This is a genomic window from Streptomyces sp. H27-D2, assembly GCF_035828615.1.
In the GTDB taxonomy this organism is placed as follows: Bacteria; Actinomycetota; Actinomycetes; order Streptomycetales; family Streptomycetaceae; genus Streptomyces.
Genome location: NZ_JAYMZR010000011.1, coordinates 8,984 through 23,823, shown reverse-complemented (window position 1 = coordinate 23,823; position 14,840 = coordinate 8,984). Strand labels below are relative to the sequence as shown.

Here is a 14,840-nt window from a genome sequence, read left to right as displayed (position 1 = left end):
GGCGGCCATACGCGGTGTCACGCGGTGGGCGCGTCGCCGAAGAGGGACAAGCGGCTGGCGAGCACGCGGTTCGACCACAGGACTTCGGTGCGGCCTTTGCCAGCCGAGGCGTTCCCGGTCATGGTCGACATGTCGGCGCTGTACCAGCCGTCGTACAACTCGCGATACAAATCGCTGGCGTACCCAGACAGGACGACCGACGCCCGACAGCCAGCGAGCGCGGCCGCGAGGTCGCGGTGATCGGACTCCTCGCGCATCTCGACCCGATAGTTCGACCACGGGCGGGTGGTGCCGAGGTACGGCGGGTCCACGTACAGCAGGACATCGTCCCGGCTGCCGTACTTGCTGATCAGGTCGAGGGCTGGCAGCGACTCCAGGCTGACGGCCCGGAGGCGCTCCGCGGATGCGGCGAGGCGGTCGACGTAGGCCGCCATGTAGCCGGGCATCGACGTGGCCGACCCAGCAGGGTCGATGTAGTACCGCCACCCGGTGCTGCGGAGGGTGCCGGACCGGCCCTGGGTGAGGCGGCACCAGATGCGGCGCGCCAGTTCGAGGTCGCCGCAGGTGTCCGTCTCCTCCTGCGCGGCCGCCAGTTCAGCCCGTGAATGCGGGGTCAGCGCGCAGGCGCGCACCAGCTCGGTGGGCTGGTCACGCAGGACCCGCCAGAAAGTCATCAGCTCGTGGTCGAGGTCGTTGACGGTTTCCATCGTGGCTGCCGGCTTGGCCAGGAGCACCGACAGGCCACCGCAGTAGGGCTCGACGTAGTGCTGGTGCGGAGGTAGGAGGCTGACGATCCACGGGGCGATGCGCTGCTTGCTGCCGAAGTACGGGACAGGCGACTTCATCGGGACCAGCCGATGACGCGGAGCGTCACGCCCCGATCGGCAAGTTCCTGCTTGGAGTCGCACGTCTCGGACGCCCACCTCAGCGGCAGGACAGCGTCGGACGGCGGAGACGTGGGGTAGTCCGCCCACAGCTCGTCGTCGTCGTCGAGGTACACGGCCGCGTGCTCGGCACTCGGCTGCGGCGGCTCAGCGGCCGACTCCGGGTGCTCTGCCACCCACCTCCTGACAGTCCTCTCGATCTCCAGCAGGGCGGCATTGCCCCGAGCCTGCGCGGCGAGGTTCTCCTCGCCGCCGGTGAGGGTCCGTCCGGCCCTGACGACCGCGCGGGTGTAGGTGCTGCTCAGGGCGTAGATCTCGTTCATGAGCGACGCGAGGTCGAGGATTTGGCGGCTGGTCATGGGGTCCTCCTGGTGGGTGTGGCGGTACGCCTCGGTCGCGGTACGGCCGTTGACGGTCATGTCCGGGGCGAGCCGTCGGGCCAGGGCGAGCGCGTCGTCGTAGTCGGCGAACTGGTGTGCGGTGGCTTGGCCCGGCGTCCCGTGGCCGTCTTCGAGGTAGCCGGCGTGGCCGTCCGTGACGACCCACGTCCCACGCCGGGTCCGCTCGACCAGGAGCGTGTAGAACTTCCGGTTGAGGTCGTCGGCGGGGAGGACGGACACCTCGTAGCGGGTGATGGCTGTGAGGACGTCGGGCTGGCCGGGTTGGGCCTGGTCCGCCTGCTGCACGGCTGCCAGCTCCTCGTCTGTGGGATTGGCGCTGAGGCGGTGGCAGCGGCACATCCACGGGATGGGCTGATGCGGGATGGCGCAATCGGCCGGGTCCGGTGCGGTGCATCCGCACTTCGCGTCGCGCTGGTGGGTCTCCCACGCGATCCGGCTGTAGGTAGCGGGCTGGTCGGTCATCAGAGGCTCCAAAGGGTCGGCTGGATGGGACGGAGGGGCAGTTCGGCCTGGCCGGGGATCACGTCCGGCTGGTCCGTGCGGGGCGGTCGGCGGATGCGCAGACCACCCGACGGCGAACCAGCAGCAGCCCGGCGGCACTTCGGACCCCGGCCCGCCGCGAGCGACACCGGATCCCGCAGACGACGACGGCAAGAACGGCAACGACCCGGCTCAGGGGCGGCGGTCACGCGGCGTTCTCCGTCGGCGGGACGGCGCGCAGGTGACGCTCCGGCCGGCCGGTGCCGCGGCCTTCGCGCCGGTTGAGGGCGGCTTCGAGGACGGCGACGTGTTCGGCGGCGCGCGGGTCGGGTCCCCGAAGTTCCGCAGTGGCGGCCCGTGGAGGCCGCTGGACGGGCCGTGAGCCGCCGAACGTCCCGTCGGGGACCGATTCCGCCATCAACCGCTCCAGAGGGCTCACGCGGCCACCTCCAGCGCCTCGGCCTCACGCCGCGCATGCACCGCACCATCCGGCAACGCCCGCCCATCGCTGTGGCACTCCACACCCGGCGTCACCTGACAAGCCGGACAACACGCCACCAACCGCACCCACGCCGACACCCGCACCGCATGCGGCACCACCAGCACATGCCGCTTCGACGGCGTCGTACACGGCCGATGAGCGTGAGCCCCGCAATGCGGACACCCAACCCCCAACGCCGGAGCCTTCTTAGCGCGCAGATAGCGGCGGATACCGTCCGGCATCGGAGCAGCAGGCAGACGAGTCACGAAACACTCCCAACATCGAGGATTCGGCAAGCCCGGCACTCACACGGCCGGACCGGATCAGGCCGAACAGCCGGGTCATCAACCGTCGGCAACCACCGCGTGTACGCGGCAAGCACCCGCTGCCACACCGCATCCGACGCCGGCTCCGGATCAGGACCCGGCGGACACGTCCCCCGCGGCCACACCCCCGCCCGATGACCCGGCGGCGCAAGCGGCGGCCTCACCGCCGGCCGGTCCTTGCGGGCCCGGCCCTCGGCGATCTGCTCGCGGAGGAACCCCTTGAGGTCGCCCTGCCAGTGCATCGCAGCGATGTCGTCCGAGTCGAAGTCCGTCACGACGACGCCCCGCCCTCGACGATGTCCGCGTCAGGGATCTCGCCCTCGGACTCCATGCGGGCCAGCACCAGCCGGGAAGCCTCCCGGCGCCGCTCTTCCTCCGCGGCCCGCTGCTCGGGCGTGACTTCGGCCTGGCCGGAAGCGGCGCGGACGCGGGCGGTGTGCGGCGTGGAGCGCGGCTTGCCGAGCACGTGCTTGCTCGTGCCGCCCGGCGTCTTGCACGACCGGCCCATCACCGCGCCACACGCCGGGCATTGGACGCCCAGCGGCCCAGCGCGACGCACCGTGTCGACGAGCGCCTCCTCGTCGGAGTCCGGCACGGTCCGGCCGACGCCCGCCAACTCCTTCGCCACGTCCCGGTGCGGCCCGCCAGTCAGCGCAAGCCGGCCCGCAGGCGGGCCGGTGCGACCGGAGGCCGAGGCTATGGCGTCGAGCTGACCGCGGTAGCGGGCGAGGAACTCGGCGGGCGATTCGTTGCCGACGGGCTCGTACTGGAAGTTCTCCAGCCGCTCCGAGCGGATCGTCCGCCGGGTGCGCCGCACATCATGCGGCTGAATCCACAGACGCTGGCTGGGGTCCTTGGGTGGGGTGCCGTAGAACCGGTCGACGGCGGCGAAGGCGTCGGCGTCCAGCGGGATGTCGCTCAGGGCGGACGCCCAGGCTTCAGCGGCGGCGTGAGACGGCTGGCGGTTGTCGAAACCGGCGCAGCGGGTGAGGAGGTTTGAGGCTTCGGAGGTCTTCATGAGGTCTCCCGGGCGGCTTCGAGGGCGCGGAGCTGTTCGGTGAGTGCGGAGTGGGCGGCGACCCTGGCGTCAGTGCCGGAGAGTGCCTGGCCGTTCGCGAGCTGGATGACGTTGCTGGGGGTGTTCTTGCGGATGTCGGAGAACGCGAACTGGAGTGTGTTCGCGGTGACGGGTTTGCTGGTCTCGCCGAGGCGGATGAGGGCACGCCAGAGCTCGTCAGGGTCGGTGTCGTTGGCGAGCGTGTCGGCGACGACTCCGCGGACCTGGCGAGCTTTGTATGAGTTCCCGTGGCTGAAGCGTGCGAGGAACGCGTCGGTCATGCGGTCGGGAAGCGGCCTGCCCGTGTCCACGGCGGCGGGGTCGTCGGGGGGCTCGGCTGCGGGGGTAGGGGGGTAGTTCCTTTCCTTTCCCTTCCCTTCCCTTCCCTTCCCTTCCGTCAGTGAATGGTTCACTGAATTAAAGTCACGCTGCGTAGATTTTCCAGGGTCGTTTGTGACGCTGTGCTGAGATTTATTCACTGAACCATTCAGTGAGTCATTCACTGAACCATTCAGTGAATCCTCCAGGGACTCGTGCAACCCCGCGAGACTCCGCGGCGGAACGAACTCCCCGCCACCGCATTCACGGCGCCCCTCGCTGCACGCCTGGTGCGTCGCCCGGACGTTGGAGGGATGATCCGAACCGCCCTGACTCTGCGGCCGGATGTGATCGATCGACAGGTTGTGGGAGTCGTTCACCACCGGGCGCTCGGGAATGCCGCCACCGCACAACTGGCACGTCCACCCGTCCCGCCGCGCGTACATGCGCCGCGTCGTCGCGTTCTGGAGGGAGGGGGCCGGCATCTTGCTCTTCTGCGGCCGGTTGATCTTCTGGTGCTTGCGGAAATTCACCACACACGCCATCTGCTGCCGAGCCACACCGCCGACAAACGGGAAGATCAGACCGGCATCCGCCAGCTGCTGCATCAACTTGGCGACGTCCGGCACGGCAAGGTCGTCGTCGTACATGAACGCCTGCGCCTTGATATAGGCAGGCGTCCACCGAAGCAGCCCCTCGTCGTCGGCCATGTTGAACGTCGCGACGAAGAGCAGACGGGCATCGCGCGGCAGAAGCCCGAGGACTTCGTCCTCCCAAAATTCGGGTTTCACAGTGCGGATGCGCGGCATCAGATGTTCGCCCCCTTGCGGCTGTTGCAGGGACGGCAGAGCGTCCGCAGGTTGTCGTCGGTGTCGGCCCCGCCCCGCGACCAGGGGTAGATATGGTCGAGGGTCAGGTCGTCGGTAGCCCCGCATTCGAGGCAGCGGTAACCGTCGCGTTCGTAGAGCCGTTGACGCTGCTCCGGATGTATCGGGGTCCGGTACCTGGCCTGGGCGGACGACAGGAGCTCGGAGTCGAGCTCGTAGTCGTCGCCGACGGGAGTCGCCAGGCCGGCGGCGACCAGGCGCCGCAGCTGTGTTGCGGTGCTGTAGCTCCGGACCAGCTGGCCCGGCACGGTCCAGTCGCCGGGGTGCTGGTGGACAGCCCAGCTGGCCAGTCGCATCCACAGGCCGAGGGCGGCGTTCCCCGCGCGCATCACCTTGGGATGCGAGGACGCTCGACTGTCGATCTTCAGCAGGGCCATGGAGCTTCTTTCGGCTGGTGCGGATACGGTGCTGGCGGTGGGTCAGTCCGTGGGGCCGGTGTGGGGTGTGCAGGGGGCGGTCACGCTGCGGCTGACCGGGCGGGGAGGGGGAGGCGGGCGTGGGTGGGCATCCGTTCGCGCAGCATCCGGAGGGCGGCCTCGGCTTGGAGGCGGACGACGCCGTTGCCGAGCGCCCGGAGCATGGCGTTGCGGTTGAGGCCGGGGGTGTTGGTGACCCAGCCGTCCGGGTAGCCCTGCATCCACTCGGTGAAGACGGGGCTCAGGCGTCCCCGAAAGTCAGTTGGCCAGGGAGCGGGGCGTCCGAGGGTGTGTTCCCAGCGTTGGATGGCGGGGGCGAAGGGGCCCCAGTCGACGTCGGGGTGTCCGGGGCGGAGGCCGAGAGTCGCGCTACGGCTGACGGGAGCATCAGATCGCCCCTGCTGCCCCGCTGGTTGGGTCCGCCGTTCGTTCCGTCCGAGGCGCGCGGCGTCGGCAACAGCGGTGTCTTCGCTCCGCTGGGGGACAGTTGTCCGCTGAACACCAGGTCCGAGAGGGTCCAGCCCGGGTGATGCTGCGAGTCCGGGTTCGACCGGCCCGCCGTCGCGTTCCGTGTCCCGTTCGCGTCCCCGGCCATCGGCGTCGGCAGCAGCGGCGTCTTGGCCGCGAGGGGCAGCACCACTTGTGACAGAGGCGGCCGGAATCCTTCGCTCGCCCGCCGGCCGGGGGTGCCCGTGTCCGAGGCGCGCGGCGTCGGCAGTAGTGAGATCGCCGTCCGCAGGTCCATTCCCCCGTCCCCGTGCGTCCCCGCCCCGTTCGTGTCCGAGGCGCGCGGCGTCGGCGGGCCAGGCGTTGATGAAGACGCGCTTGCGCCGGTGCGGGGCACCGGCGTCCGACGCAGCACGGCACAGCCATTCCGCATCGAGCCCGAGGCGGGCCAGGTCGCCGAGTACGGCGCCGAGAGCTCGAAGAGTCCCGGCTCGTCCGCCTTCATCCAAAGGCACGCCGTCGGGTCCCATACCGCGAGCGGCCTTGGCGGAGAGGAGTCCTTCGACATTTTCGATCACGACCAATCGGGGTTGGAGGATGTGGATGGCGCGGGCCATGTGGTTCCACAGGCCGGAGCGGGTGTCGGGGGCGAGGCCGGCGCGTTGTCCGGCGGCGCTCACGGACTGGCAGGGGAAGCCGCCGGTGAGGATGTCGACGGGCCCGTACTGGTCGAGGACGGCCTGCCAGTCGACGGCGGTGATGTCGCCGAGGTTGGGGACGTGGGGCCAGTGCCGGGCGAGGATGCGGGCGGCGTACTGGTGGGTGTCCTCGCGGCCGTCCTTGTCCGGCGGCTCGTACTGCGAATGCCAGATGGCGTCGCCGCCGTACACGTCCATCACGGCCAGGTCGAGGGCGCCGGTCCCGGTGAACAGGGACGCGATGCGCGGGCCGGCGGCCTCTTCGGCCCATGCGGGGGCGAACGGCATCAGGCGGCGCTCCGCTCGTCAGCCCGGGCGAGTGCCTGGTCGAGGGTGTTCCTCTTGACGCCCAGCCGTGCGGCGGCGAGGTGGCGCGTGTAGCCGGACTTCTCCATCAGCCACAGGGCGTCCTCGGCGAGCGCCTCCCGCCGGAGGGTCTTCTCGCCTGTGTCCGGCTGGGCGTTGGGGTCGTCGATGGTGTCGTCGTCCCAGGCGCCGACGGGGGCCCAGTGGTGGGCGGCGGCGTAGCGGCGGGCTCGGGTGACTCCGGACTGCGTGGCTCCGTGCTCCAGGGGGTCGGCGCGCCAGTTCGCGTCGTACAGGGCTCGTACTGCGCGGGCGGTGCGCACCCTGACCCGGTCCGAGGTCAGCGTCTGACCGAAGTTCGAGGGCGTCATCCCCAGGCCCGCCGCGAGGTGCGTCTGCGGCCAGCCGCCCGCGACGAGCGCCTGCAGCCGCCGCACCGTTCCGGTGGAGCCGATGATCTGCGCTGAGCCGAGGGTGTCGAGGGTGGGCTGGACGGCGAGGATCGCGGCGGCCGTCGCGGGGCGCAGCTTGTCCAGGGGTGCGGTGCCGCGTTCCGGACGCCCGTTGATCAGCGTCGTGATCCTCTTGCGGTCGATGTTGGCTGTGGCGGCGATGCGCCGGGTGCCGAGGCCGCACTCCTGCAAGTTGCGGATGTGGACCCGCACGGGCTCGGCGTCGGCCCACGGGTGCCAGGTGCCGTAGGCGATGGCCCGCTCGCGTGCTTCGTAGTAGGTGGCGTTGGCCAGGCCGCAGATGTAGCAGCGGCAGCCATCGAGCTTGTACCGGGCGTATCCGTGCTCGCGATCGGTCATCGGACGCCTTCCGTCGGGGTGATCTGGAGCGCCGGCGGGCATGGCGAACTGGCCCAATTCGGCGGCTTGTTTGATCGTTCGGCCTGCCCGTCGGTACGGTCTGAGCCTACCGCAGGGTGTGTAGGCACTCGCAATACGTTAGCTGTACGAATCGGAATCGTGGGGTGTGTAGCCGGTGAGCGGTCAGCTACGCTGTCGGCATGACGACGAAGGGGACGCCCGGCCGCATGGTCCGTATCGATGACGAGACCTGGACGGCATACGGGCTTCTGTGCGAGGAAGAAGGCACCTCGCGCGGCGATGACCTGCGGCGTCACGCTCACGCCCGCGTCAACGCCTGGCACAAGCAGCAGGCGAAGCACGCCGCGATCGAGCGCCGGCTGGCCAAGAACCCCGAGTCCTGACACGTCCTTCTCTCCTTCCGCCCTGCTGTTGTCAGCGGGGCGTTTTCATGCGCAGATGCGGGCGGGTGGTCATGCGGCTCGTCCGCGGTGGTAGGTCTTGAGTGCGGTGGCGTTGTGTGCGGTGCGGCAGGGGGTGCAGATGGCGCTGTGTTCGCGGAGGTGTTTCTTGTAGCCGCCGTCGGTGCCGCATTGGGCGGTGGGCCGGCCGTTCGTGGTGGTCTTGCCGCGGCCGAGGCGGCGTAGTAGGCGTCGTCGGTCGTCTTCGCTGAGTCCGCCCCAGACGCCGTATTCCTGGCGGGTTTCGAGGGCCCACTGGCCGCACTGCTGCATGACGGGGCAGGCGCGGCAGATGGCTTTGGCCTGCTCGATGTGGCGGAGTGCGGGGCTGGTGGTGCCGGTAACGAAGTGGTGTTCGGGGTCGAGTTCGAGGCATGCGGCTTGGTGTCGCCAGTCGGTGGTCATGCCGCCGCCTGGGTGTGGATGGCGGGGTTGGCGACCCGCTCCTTGCGGAGCTCGCCGACGATGTCTCGGACGTGGTTGGGGTTTTCGTCCATGCCGAGGCGTTCGGCGATTTCGGTGTAGGGGATGCCGAATTTGTCGAGGTGGTCGATTTCGGCGCGTCGGTAGCGGCCGAGTTGCAGTCGGTTCAGTTCAACGGCGGGTTCGCCGATGTCGGGGCGCGCGTCGGGGTCGTCGAGGTTGTCGTCCCAGGCGAGGGGGCCGTGCCAGCCGCGGCCCAGGGCCCGGAGCCGGGCGAGGTTGGACGGGCCGGGGATGCGGCTGCGGCGGGTGTAGAACCCGTCGACGGCCTGAGCGGTCTGCTTGGAGGTCTGCTGCCAGGACTCGTTGACGATTCGGCGGACCGAGCTGAGACCCATCCCGAGGTCCGCGGCGGTGGTCCACAGGGGCCAGCCGGTGACGGCGAGGGCTTGGATGCGGCGCCTCGTGCCGGTGAGGTCGGTCCACGCGGCGGTCGGAGGCGTGCCGGGCGCGGGTTGGAAGGCGTCGAGGCGTCGGGCGGTCTCGGGGTAGAGGTTGCTGACGTCGCCGCAGAGGATGTCGCGGACGGTGGTGCGGGCGACACCGGTGGCGTCGGCGAGTCCCTGCTTGCTCCATCCGGCGTCGACGTAGGTCTGGAGTTTGACGGCGTAGGGGGTGACGTCGGTGGTGCGGCGGCCGTTGTGAGCGGCGTCGTAGTTGTAGCGCTTGCAGTAGCGGAGGTGCGCTTCGCGGCAGGCGTCCTGGTCGCATCCGTCGAGGTAGCAGCGGCGGCGTCCTGGGTGAGGTGGCGTGGTCATGGTCGGGCTCCTTTCGCGGATGGCCGTCGGTAGAGGGCTTCGAGGCGTTCGAGTTCGACACGGTCTGTGTCGGGTCGGGTGTCGGCGGCGGGTGACTCGACTGCGGGTGCGAGGTGGGGCCGGTCGGCGGCGTGCTGCCGGATGCGGGTCCGCAGGCCGGCGACGGCGGCGGCGATGCCCGCAAGGAGACGGATGGTCATATCGACCACCGCCGGACGGGGATGCCAGCGGCGGTGGCGAGGCGCGCGGTGTGGCTCGCGCCGCGGCTGCCGTCGCGGATGAAAGCGAGGCACAGGTCAGCGCCGAGGTTGACCATGAGCTGGTTGCGGATGAGTCCGGCGCGTTTGCCGTTGATCTGCCAGAGGGCGGGGTGGGGTTCGGCGGTCGCGCCGAAGTGGGCTCCGCATTCCTCGACCCAGTGGGCTGCGATGAGGTCGGCTCCGGAGGGGCACGCGCCGTGCACGACGACCGCGGGTGTGTGGGCTGCGGCGGTGGCGGCGAGGGCTTGGCGGATGGGCAGTGCGTCTGTCCAGGCCCTGCTGCCGGTGACGAGGATGCGGTAGGGGGTGTTCATGCGGCGGCCCTCTGCGACACGGTGCGGGCGAGCCGGTATATGTTGATCCGCTTGCCGTGCGTGGGGCCCGACGTTGATGGCTCCTCACCGATCTTGACGAGCATGGTGGGGTTCTTGCGTCCGATGAGGGAGCGCATGACCAGCCCGGCAGTGCGGTGCGCCATATCGGGCAGCAGGTCCCGGATGCCGTTCATGGAGAACGTGCGGCCGTCGTCTCCGATGGCCTCGATGGCCTGCTCGATGAGGCTCCGGTCCCAGTCGGCGACTGTGGCGTACAGGGAGCGGAGAGTCGCGTCGGCCCGCTCGCGGGCTTCGTCCGGGGTGATGGATATGGCGGTCTCCGATCGGTGCGAGCTGGGCCCGTAGCCGTCGACCACCGGCGGGACGGTGCAGTCGAGGGCGGTCATCGGGTGCCCCCGACGTTGCGGGAGGCGAGCCCACTGAGGTTCTTCAGGGACCTCAGTCCGTCGCCTTCGGTGGTGACGTGCGGGTCGTCGGTGAGGACGAGTTCGCTGGGGCTGATCGATTCGCTCATGGTGTGGTCTCCTGGGGTTGCCGGGGCCGCCCTCGATTTGGGCGAGGGCGGCCCCGGAGCGGGTCAGAACGGGGCGTCGTGGCGTTTGCGGTTACCGAACATCAGGCGGTCGCCTCCTGATATGGGATGAGTGGCCATGCGGGCTCGACGACCGCGGCCGGGTCCTTCTTGCGGAAGTACTCCTGCAACCCGCGGGCCTGGTCGGCAGCCCAGAGGGTCTGCGCGGTGTGGAGCTGGTCGAGGGTCATCTCGGCGAGCGCGGGGTGCATGGTGCCCTGTCGCCAGGCGACGCGGCATGCGGCGATGGCGTCGGCGTCCGCGCTGTGTGCGCTGTCGAGCGGCACGCGGTAGTGCTTGCAGAGGGCGGTCAACTTGCGGCTGCCGGGCCGGTACTTGTCGAACTGCTTGTCGATGACGAACGGGTCGATGACCCGGACGCCGCTGGTTCGGCCGTCGAGCGGTGTCATGCCGTACCGACGCGCCTCCCGGTCGAGGACCGTGAGGTCGTACCTCGCGTTCATCGCCACGATCGGGACGCCGGAGAGGGCAACCTGCCCGAGTGCGCCGAGCAGCTGCTCGACGACCTCGCGGAGATCGGCCCCCTCGGCGCGCGCCCGCTCGGTGCTGATGCCGTGGATCGCGGCGGCCTCGGCGGGGATCTCCTCGCCGTCCACGTCCGAGAGCCAGACGGCGGACTGCACGGGGTGGCCGCCGCCGGCCTGCACGACGCAGGCGCTGACGATGCGGGCGGTCTCGGGATCCGTCGAAGTGCTCTCGATGTCGAAGCCGGCCATACGGTCGAGGTGCCAGCTCATGAGCGGGCCCCCTTGAGGGTGCCGAGGAAGGCGCGCAACCGGTCGACGGATGCGGTCGAGGGGTGGAGTCCGTCATTGGCCTCGGCGAACTGGGCCTCGACCTGGTCGGTGGTCAGGCCGAGCGGCCCGGCGGCGGCGATGATCTGGAACCAGACAGCTTCCACGTCGTCGTCCGGGACGATCTCGCCGTCGACGACGTCCTCAACCGGCGGCGGTGGCGGGGGGTCCTGCGCCCCTGACTCGCCCGCCTCATCCGAGACCTTCTCGGCGACCTGCTCGGCGCGGAGCTTCTCGCCTCGGGCCTTGAGCGTCGCAGCGAGAGCATCGTCAAGGTGACCGGCCTGGTTCGCCTGTGCCCACAACCGGCCGACGTCCTCGGCGGTCTTCGCCACCGCGGCGAGCGACGCATAATCCGGGCGCCCGCCAGTGATAGCGACACGCTCGGGACCGGAGGCGACCGCGGGGGCACCAGTGATCTGCCCGGCCATCAGCGCGGCCGGGGTGATCTCCACGTCGAGGGTCGGGACCATGAACCGCATCGGTCCCTCGTCGTTGACGACCGACTTCTCTTCCATGCCGAGCCACCCGGCGACGTAACCGCCGACCTGCGCCAGCAGCTCAGCCGCAGGCGGCAACTCGGTCGCGGCGTAGTACCCCTTGGTGATGAGCAGCCACTGACCGAGCGCCGGGATGTCGCGCAACATCACGTTGACGCGGGTGGTGATGGAGCACTCGCGCTCGTCCGGGTTGCACAGGCACGGCCGGTCTTTCTTCTGCTCGGTCTGTCCGTCGCAGCGGCGCATGCATTTCGATCCGGCGTACAGCTCGTACCACTGGGATACGGCGTCGTTCGGGGGGATGAGGACGGGCAGCCGGTCGGTGGTCGAGTAGACCTCGAACTCGCTGGGTCCGCCGTTGGCCGGGGTCCAGGGCTGGACGTCGCCGCCGTACAGCTCGGCGACGCTGGTGAGGATCGCGCGGGACGGGCTGGTGAAGCGGAACGCCTTCAACTTGGCGGGGCGCATGAGGGGCTTGCCGTCCTTGCGCTTCTTGCCGGTGTCGATGACGTGGCCGATACGGATCTCGCCGAGCTGACGCATGCGGCGCTGGAGATCGAGGATGGGCATCAGGCCGCAGCTCCTTCGGTGAGGGCGGGCAGGGTGAGGGCGGGGCGGACGACCTTCTTGGACAGGCCGGACGTCCACTCGGCGGCCTGCTGGATGACGAGGAACGCCGCGTACACCGCGTCGTCGCAGACCACGGGGACCAGCCGGTAGCCCTCGGGCCGCAGGTGCAGGACGACGCCGGTCGAGTACGTCGCGGGCATCGGCACGGTGGAGCCGTCCCGCAGCCACGCCACCCGCGCCTTCCGGTACGCGGCCATCTGCAATCCGGCCTCGGGGTAGACACCCTTGATGTCCAGCTCCCCGCCGGTCTTGGTGTCGCCCATGAACACGGAGTCCGCGGGGACCTCGACGTCGAGGTACGCGCTGAGTGCGGCGGCGATCAGCCGGGAGCGGAGCAGGTAGTCGAGGGTGCCGGCGTAGCCCTGCTCGTAGTTGCCGACGACCATCTCGGACGCCTCGAAGGTGACCTGCCACTCTTCGACGAACTGGAGGAAGTGCCGCAGGTACGGGGCCATTTCCTCGTCGGTGAGGAGTGCGTCGGGCATCGGTGTGCCGAGGACGTGCGACTCGATCAGTGTGTGGACGGCGGTGCCGACGTCTGCGCGCTCGTCCTTCTTACGGTGGTGCGCTCGCTTGAGCCACTTCTCGGCCTCGTACCGGGCGGCCGGCTGGAGGGAGGAGGAAACGAGGTAGGGCAGGTTCGCCATGGCGGTCTCGGCGGTGATGTTGCCTGCCCAGATGGTGAGGGCGTCGCCTTTGGTGCAGCCCTGTTCGAGGATGGTGGTGACGCGGCGCAGCTTGTCGCCGGTGACTTTGTCGCGGTACCAGCCTTGCGAGGGCCGGGGGATGCGGTCGGGTCCGGTGGGTGCGGGGGCCGGTGCCTTGCGGCGCCGACCGGCGGCCGGGGCGGTGGTGGCCCCGGCGAGTTCGCCAGTCGGTGTGGCGGGGAGCGTGGGGGCGGTCACTGCGCACCGCCGTCGTTGGCCTGGGTGATCGCGTCGTAGACGTCGCGGGCCCAGCGGGCGTCTCCGAGTGCGGTGTGCGCGGTGCCCTTCGCCGGCGGTTCGACGCCCATCTGTCGGGACAGTTCGTAGGACCGCCAGCCGTCAGCGAGCAGGGCGTCGACACGGTCGTAGGGCTCCGGGTCGCGCTTCTGGCTGGTGAGGGTGTGGGCCTGCCCGTACAGGTGTCCGGCGGCCATCGTCGCGATGTCGACGGTGCGGTAGTGCCAGGCCGGAGTGGCACTGGCGGAGTGGAACAGTTTGGTCAGGAACCGCTCGTCGAACGCGGGGTTGGAGCCGACGAGGACGGAGCCGTCCAGGATGGCCATCAGGTCGAGCATCATGTCCCAGCCGGTGACGGGCTTGCTGGCGGGCATTGTGCCGGTCGCGACGCGGAAGGCGAGCTCTCCGTCCGGGACGGCGAATCGCTGGTGGTAGTGGTTGATGTCGAGGGCGTCGGGGTCGGCTTCGGCGAGGCTGGTGCGGATCTGCCAGAGGTATTCGGCGTCGGGGTGTCCGGGGCGTCGGTGGATGACGGCGATTTCCCATGCGTCGTGGTGGTCGACGTCGAGGCCGGTTGTCTCGGTGTCGATGAAGGCGAGAGGCCGGGGTGTCTTCGTGTGGCTACTGGTGCTCATGTGGTCTGCTTTCGGGTGTGTGGGGCCCGGCCTCGCGCGGGGGTGTGGCGCGAGGCCGGGTGCGGTCCGGGTGGGGAAGCCGGACCGCCGGCGGGTGGTTTGGGGCCCGCCGCCGGAGCCGGTGGCATCTGCGGACGGCGGGCTGTCTGCGGGTTATGCGGCGGGCAGTCGGATGGACTGCGTCGTCGCACTGTCGGCCGGACTCGGGACGTGTCCGGGGTCCGCGAGGGGCGACTGGTGGAGCGGAATGGGGACGACCCGGCCGGCTGCGGCGAAGTAGGCGCGGAGGTCGCGGACGTTGGTGCCGCTCGGTGCGGTGGAGATGTGCTGCTGGAGGTCGGAAACCTTGGTCGCGTTGGCGAGCGACGCCTTGGTCTCCTTGAGTTCCTTGCGGAGTCCGGCGATGAGGACTTCGAGTTCCCGCTGGTCGACGAGCTGCTTGCGCGTCTCGGTGAGGTCGGCGCGGTTGAGGGCGAGTTCGTCAGTGAGGCCAGCAACTTGCGTGTCGAGGGCGCGGATCGTGCCGTCCTTGACCTGGCCTGCGGAGCGGGCGGCGTCACGCTGGTGCTTGAGGTGGAGGCGCGTGAACCGCCGGGTGCCGGTACCGCGTAGGGGGTTGATGCTCATGCCGGCTCCCCGGTCTCGCGGCGTTGGAGGAGGAGGCCGTAGCTGGCGAGCCGGTCGGGGTGTACGGCGTCGGGGTCGACGGCGGGGTGTCCGAAGGCGCTGTTCGGGCAGTGGTGGGGTCCGCCGACGACGTCGTAAGCCGCGCGATACGCGCCTTCGTTGGCGTCCTGGAGGACGAGGAGACGCTCGGTGAGGGCGGCGGCGAGCTCCCGGTAGCGGCGGAGGTCGGCGCGGAGGCGGATTTCGCTGGGTGTCACTACTGCCTCCGGTGGGTGTCGAACTCGGGCTGGCAGGCGGGGCCGTGGTCC

The 14,840-nt window shown here is 70.1% G+C and carries 22 protein-coding genes and 1 pseudogene; 1 reads left to right on the top strand and 22 read right to left on the bottom strand.

Annotated features, from left to right (window positions below; translation table 11 throughout):
* Positions 1 to 17: 17 nt before the first annotated feature.
* From QMK28_RS06860 to QMK28_RS06825, 10 genes are all read right to left on the bottom strand, one after another.
* Entirely contained in the window at positions 18 to 845 is an 828-nt protein-coding gene (locus QMK28_RS06860) for a DNA adenine methylase (protein WP_326436103.1), read from the bottom strand.
* A complete protein-coding gene (locus QMK28_RS06855; RefSeq protein ID WP_326436102.1) occupies positions 842 to 1,747 on the bottom strand; it encodes a hypothetical protein in 906 nt (301 codons plus the stop codon). The genes QMK28_RS06860 and QMK28_RS06855 overlap by 4 nt, the downstream gene beginning before the upstream one ends.
* On the bottom strand, positions 1,747 to 1,974 hold the full coding sequence (locus QMK28_RS34195) for a DUF6011 domain-containing protein (RefSeq protein WP_443050563.1): 228 nt from the start codon (positions 1,972 to 1,974) through the stop codon (positions 1,747 to 1,749). The genes QMK28_RS06855 and QMK28_RS34195 overlap by 1 nt, the downstream gene beginning before the upstream one ends.
* Positions 1,971 to 2,204, bottom strand: coding sequence for a hypothetical protein (locus QMK28_RS06850; RefSeq protein ID WP_326436101.1), 234 nt, complete (start codon positions 2,202 to 2,204; stop codon positions 1,971 to 1,973). Before QMK28_RS06850 ends, QMK28_RS34195 begins: the two co-directional genes overlap by 4 nt.
* Positions 2,201 to 2,488: a zinc finger domain-containing protein gene (locus QMK28_RS34190; protein WP_443050562.1), complete on the bottom strand. Its 288-nt coding sequence runs from the start codon at positions 2,486 to 2,488 to the stop codon at positions 2,201 to 2,203. The genes QMK28_RS06850 and QMK28_RS34190 overlap by 4 nt, the downstream gene beginning before the upstream one ends.
* 355 nt (positions 2,489 to 2,843) lie before the next feature.
* Entirely contained in the window at positions 2,844 to 3,590 is a 747-nt protein-coding gene (locus QMK28_RS06845) for a zinc finger domain-containing protein (RefSeq protein ID WP_326436100.1), read from the bottom strand.
* Positions 3,587 to 4,756, bottom strand: coding sequence for an HNH endonuclease (locus QMK28_RS06840; protein WP_326436099.1), 1,170 nt, complete (start codon positions 4,754 to 4,756; stop codon positions 3,587 to 3,589). The genes QMK28_RS06845 and QMK28_RS06840 overlap by 4 nt, the downstream gene beginning before the upstream one ends.
* Positions 4,756 to 5,211 carry an HNH endonuclease gene (locus QMK28_RS06835; RefSeq protein WP_326436098.1) on the bottom strand — a complete coding sequence of 152 codons (456 nt, stop codon included), beginning with the start codon at positions 5,209 to 5,211 and terminating at the stop codon, positions 4,756 to 4,758. Before QMK28_RS06835 ends, QMK28_RS06840 begins: the two co-directional genes overlap by 1 nt.
* 80 nt (positions 5,212 to 5,291) lie before the next feature.
* Positions 5,292 to 6,683, bottom strand: a complete 1,392-nt coding sequence (locus QMK28_RS06830; protein WP_326436097.1) for a DNA cytosine methyltransferase — start codon at positions 6,681 to 6,683, stop codon at positions 5,292 to 5,294.
* A complete protein-coding gene (locus QMK28_RS06825; protein WP_326436096.1) occupies positions 6,683 to 7,513 on the bottom strand; it encodes a hypothetical protein in 831 nt (276 codons plus the stop codon). Before QMK28_RS06825 ends, QMK28_RS06830 begins: the two co-directional genes overlap by 1 nt.
* Before the next feature lie 200 nt (positions 7,514 to 7,713).
* Between QMK28_RS06825 and QMK28_RS06820 the strand changes: the two genes are divergently transcribed.
* Positions 7,714 to 7,917, top strand: coding sequence for a hypothetical protein (locus QMK28_RS06820; protein ID WP_326436095.1), 204 nt, complete (start codon positions 7,714 to 7,716; stop codon positions 7,915 to 7,917).
* Between the two features lie 219 nt (positions 7,918 to 8,136).
* Here the strand turns inward: QMK28_RS06820 and QMK28_RS06815 are convergent.
* The 12 genes and pseudogenes from QMK28_RS06815 to QMK28_RS06760 all read right to left on the bottom strand — a co-directional run.
* A pseudogene (locus QMK28_RS06815) lies at positions 8,137 to 8,379 on the bottom strand (WhiB family transcriptional regulator); the annotation flags it as partial.
* Positions 8,376 to 9,215: a hypothetical protein gene (locus tag QMK28_RS06810; RefSeq protein ID WP_326436094.1), complete on the bottom strand. Its 840-nt coding sequence runs from the start codon at positions 9,213 to 9,215 to the stop codon at positions 8,376 to 8,378. The gene QMK28_RS06810 and the pseudogene QMK28_RS06815, both read right to left, overlap by 4 nt.
* Positions 9,212 to 9,415, bottom strand: a complete 204-nt coding sequence (locus QMK28_RS06805; protein WP_326436093.1) for a hypothetical protein — start codon at positions 9,413 to 9,415, stop codon at positions 9,212 to 9,214. Before QMK28_RS06805 ends, QMK28_RS06810 begins: the two co-directional genes overlap by 4 nt.
* On the bottom strand, positions 9,412 to 9,789 hold the full coding sequence (locus tag QMK28_RS06800) for an SLOG family protein (RefSeq protein ID WP_326436092.1): 378 nt from the start codon (positions 9,787 to 9,789) through the stop codon (positions 9,412 to 9,414). Before QMK28_RS06800 ends, QMK28_RS06805 begins: the two co-directional genes overlap by 4 nt.
* The gene (locus QMK28_RS06795; RefSeq protein WP_326436091.1) at positions 9,786 to 10,196 is read right to left on the bottom strand and encodes a hypothetical protein; all 411 of its coding nucleotides are present in this window, start codon (positions 10,194 to 10,196) and stop codon (positions 9,786 to 9,788) included. The genes QMK28_RS06800 and QMK28_RS06795 overlap by 4 nt, the downstream gene beginning before the upstream one ends.
* The gene (locus tag QMK28_RS06790) at positions 10,193 to 10,324 is read right to left on the bottom strand and encodes a hypothetical protein (RefSeq protein ID WP_326436090.1); all 132 of its coding nucleotides are present in this window, start codon (positions 10,322 to 10,324) and stop codon (positions 10,193 to 10,195) included. Before QMK28_RS06790 ends, QMK28_RS06795 begins: the two co-directional genes overlap by 4 nt.
* A 101-nt stretch (positions 10,325 to 10,425) precedes the next feature.
* Positions 10,426 to 11,139: a 3'-5' exonuclease gene (locus tag QMK28_RS06785; protein WP_326436089.1), complete on the bottom strand. Its 714-nt coding sequence runs from the start codon at positions 11,137 to 11,139 to the stop codon at positions 10,426 to 10,428.
* Positions 11,136 to 12,266, bottom strand: a complete 1,131-nt coding sequence (locus QMK28_RS06780) for a recombination directionality factor (protein ID WP_326436088.1) — start codon at positions 12,264 to 12,266, stop codon at positions 11,136 to 11,138. The genes QMK28_RS06785 and QMK28_RS06780 overlap by 4 nt, the downstream gene beginning before the upstream one ends.
* The gene (locus tag QMK28_RS06775) at positions 12,266 to 13,231 is read right to left on the bottom strand and encodes a hypothetical protein (protein WP_326436087.1); all 966 of its coding nucleotides are present in this window, start codon (positions 13,229 to 13,231) and stop codon (positions 12,266 to 12,268) included. Before QMK28_RS06775 ends, QMK28_RS06780 begins: the two co-directional genes overlap by 1 nt.
* Positions 13,228 to 13,905, bottom strand: a complete 678-nt coding sequence (locus QMK28_RS06770; protein ID WP_326436086.1) for a 3'-5' exonuclease — start codon at positions 13,903 to 13,905, stop codon at positions 13,228 to 13,230. The genes QMK28_RS06775 and QMK28_RS06770 overlap by 4 nt, the downstream gene beginning before the upstream one ends.
* 153 nt (positions 13,906 to 14,058) lie before the next feature.
* Positions 14,059 to 14,532, bottom strand: a complete 474-nt coding sequence (locus QMK28_RS06765; RefSeq protein ID WP_326436085.1) for a hypothetical protein — start codon at positions 14,530 to 14,532, stop codon at positions 14,059 to 14,061.
* The gene (locus tag QMK28_RS06760; RefSeq protein ID WP_326436084.1) at positions 14,529 to 14,789 is read right to left on the bottom strand and encodes a hypothetical protein; all 261 of its coding nucleotides are present in this window, start codon (positions 14,787 to 14,789) and stop codon (positions 14,529 to 14,531) included. The genes QMK28_RS06765 and QMK28_RS06760 overlap by 4 nt, the downstream gene beginning before the upstream one ends.
* Positions 14,790 to 14,840 lie beyond the last annotated feature (51 nt).

Bases quoted from the DNA above. Each gene is read 5' to 3' on its own strand.
- QMK28_RS06790 (WP_326436090.1), bottom strand. From the start codon at position 10,324: ATGAGCGAATCGATCAGCCCCAGCGAACTCGTCCTCACCGACGACCCG.
- QMK28_RS06840 (WP_326436099.1), bottom strand. From the start codon at position 4,756: ATGCCGCGCATCCGCACTGTGAAACCCGAATTTTGGGAGGACGAAGTC.
- QMK28_RS06820 (WP_326436095.1), top strand. From the start codon at position 7,714: ATGACGACGAAGGGGACGCCCGGCCGCATGGTCCGTATCGATGACGAG.
- QMK28_RS06780 (WP_326436088.1), bottom strand. From the start codon at position 12,266: ATGCCCATCCTCGATCTCCAGCGCCGCATGCGTCAGCTCGGCGAGATC.
- QMK28_RS06765 (WP_326436085.1), bottom strand. From the start codon at position 14,532: ATGAGCATCAACCCCCTACGCGGTACCGGCACCCGGCGGTTCACGCGC.
- QMK28_RS06825 (WP_326436096.1), bottom strand. From the start codon at position 7,513: ATGACCGATCGCGAGCACGGATACGCCCGGTACAAGCTCGATGGCTGC.
- QMK28_RS06855 (WP_326436102.1), bottom strand. From the start codon at position 1,747: ATGACCGACCAGCCCGCTACCTACAGCCGGATCGCGTGGGAGACCCAC.
- QMK28_RS06860 (WP_326436103.1), bottom strand. From the start codon at position 845: ATGAAGTCGCCTGTCCCGTACTTCGGCAGCAAGCAGCGCATCGCCCCG.
- QMK28_RS06805 (WP_326436093.1), bottom strand. From the start codon at position 9,415: ATGACCATCCGTCTCCTTGCGGGCATCGCCGCCGCCGTCGCCGGCCTG.
- QMK28_RS06830 (WP_326436097.1), bottom strand. From the start codon at position 6,683: ATGCCGTTCGCCCCCGCATGGGCCGAAGAGGCCGCCGGCCCGCGCATC.
- QMK28_RS06785 (WP_326436089.1), bottom strand. From the start codon at position 11,139: ATGAGCTGGCACCTCGACCGTATGGCCGGCTTCGACATCGAGAGCACT.
- QMK28_RS34190 (WP_443050562.1), bottom strand. From the start codon at position 2,488: ATGCCGGACGGTATCCGCCGCTATCTGCGCGCTAAGAAGGCTCCGGCG.
- QMK28_RS06770 (WP_326436086.1), bottom strand. From the start codon at position 13,905: ATGAGCACCAGTAGCCACACGAAGACACCCCGGCCTCTCGCCTTCATC.
- QMK28_RS06800 (WP_326436092.1), bottom strand. From the start codon at position 9,789: ATGAACACCCCCTACCGCATCCTCGTCACCGGCAGCAGGGCCTGGACA.
- QMK28_RS06810 (WP_326436094.1), bottom strand. From the start codon at position 9,215: ATGACCACGCCACCTCACCCAGGACGCCGCCGCTGCTACCTCGACGGA.
- QMK28_RS06795 (WP_326436091.1), bottom strand. From the start codon at position 10,196: ATGACCGCCCTCGACTGCACCGTCCCGCCGGTGGTCGACGGCTACGGG.
- QMK28_RS06835 (WP_326436098.1), bottom strand. From the start codon at position 5,211: ATGGCCCTGCTGAAGATCGACAGTCGAGCGTCCTCGCATCCCAAGGTG.
- QMK28_RS06845 (WP_326436100.1), bottom strand. From the start codon at position 3,590: ATGAAGACCTCCGAAGCCTCAAACCTCCTCACCCGCTGCGCCGGTTTC.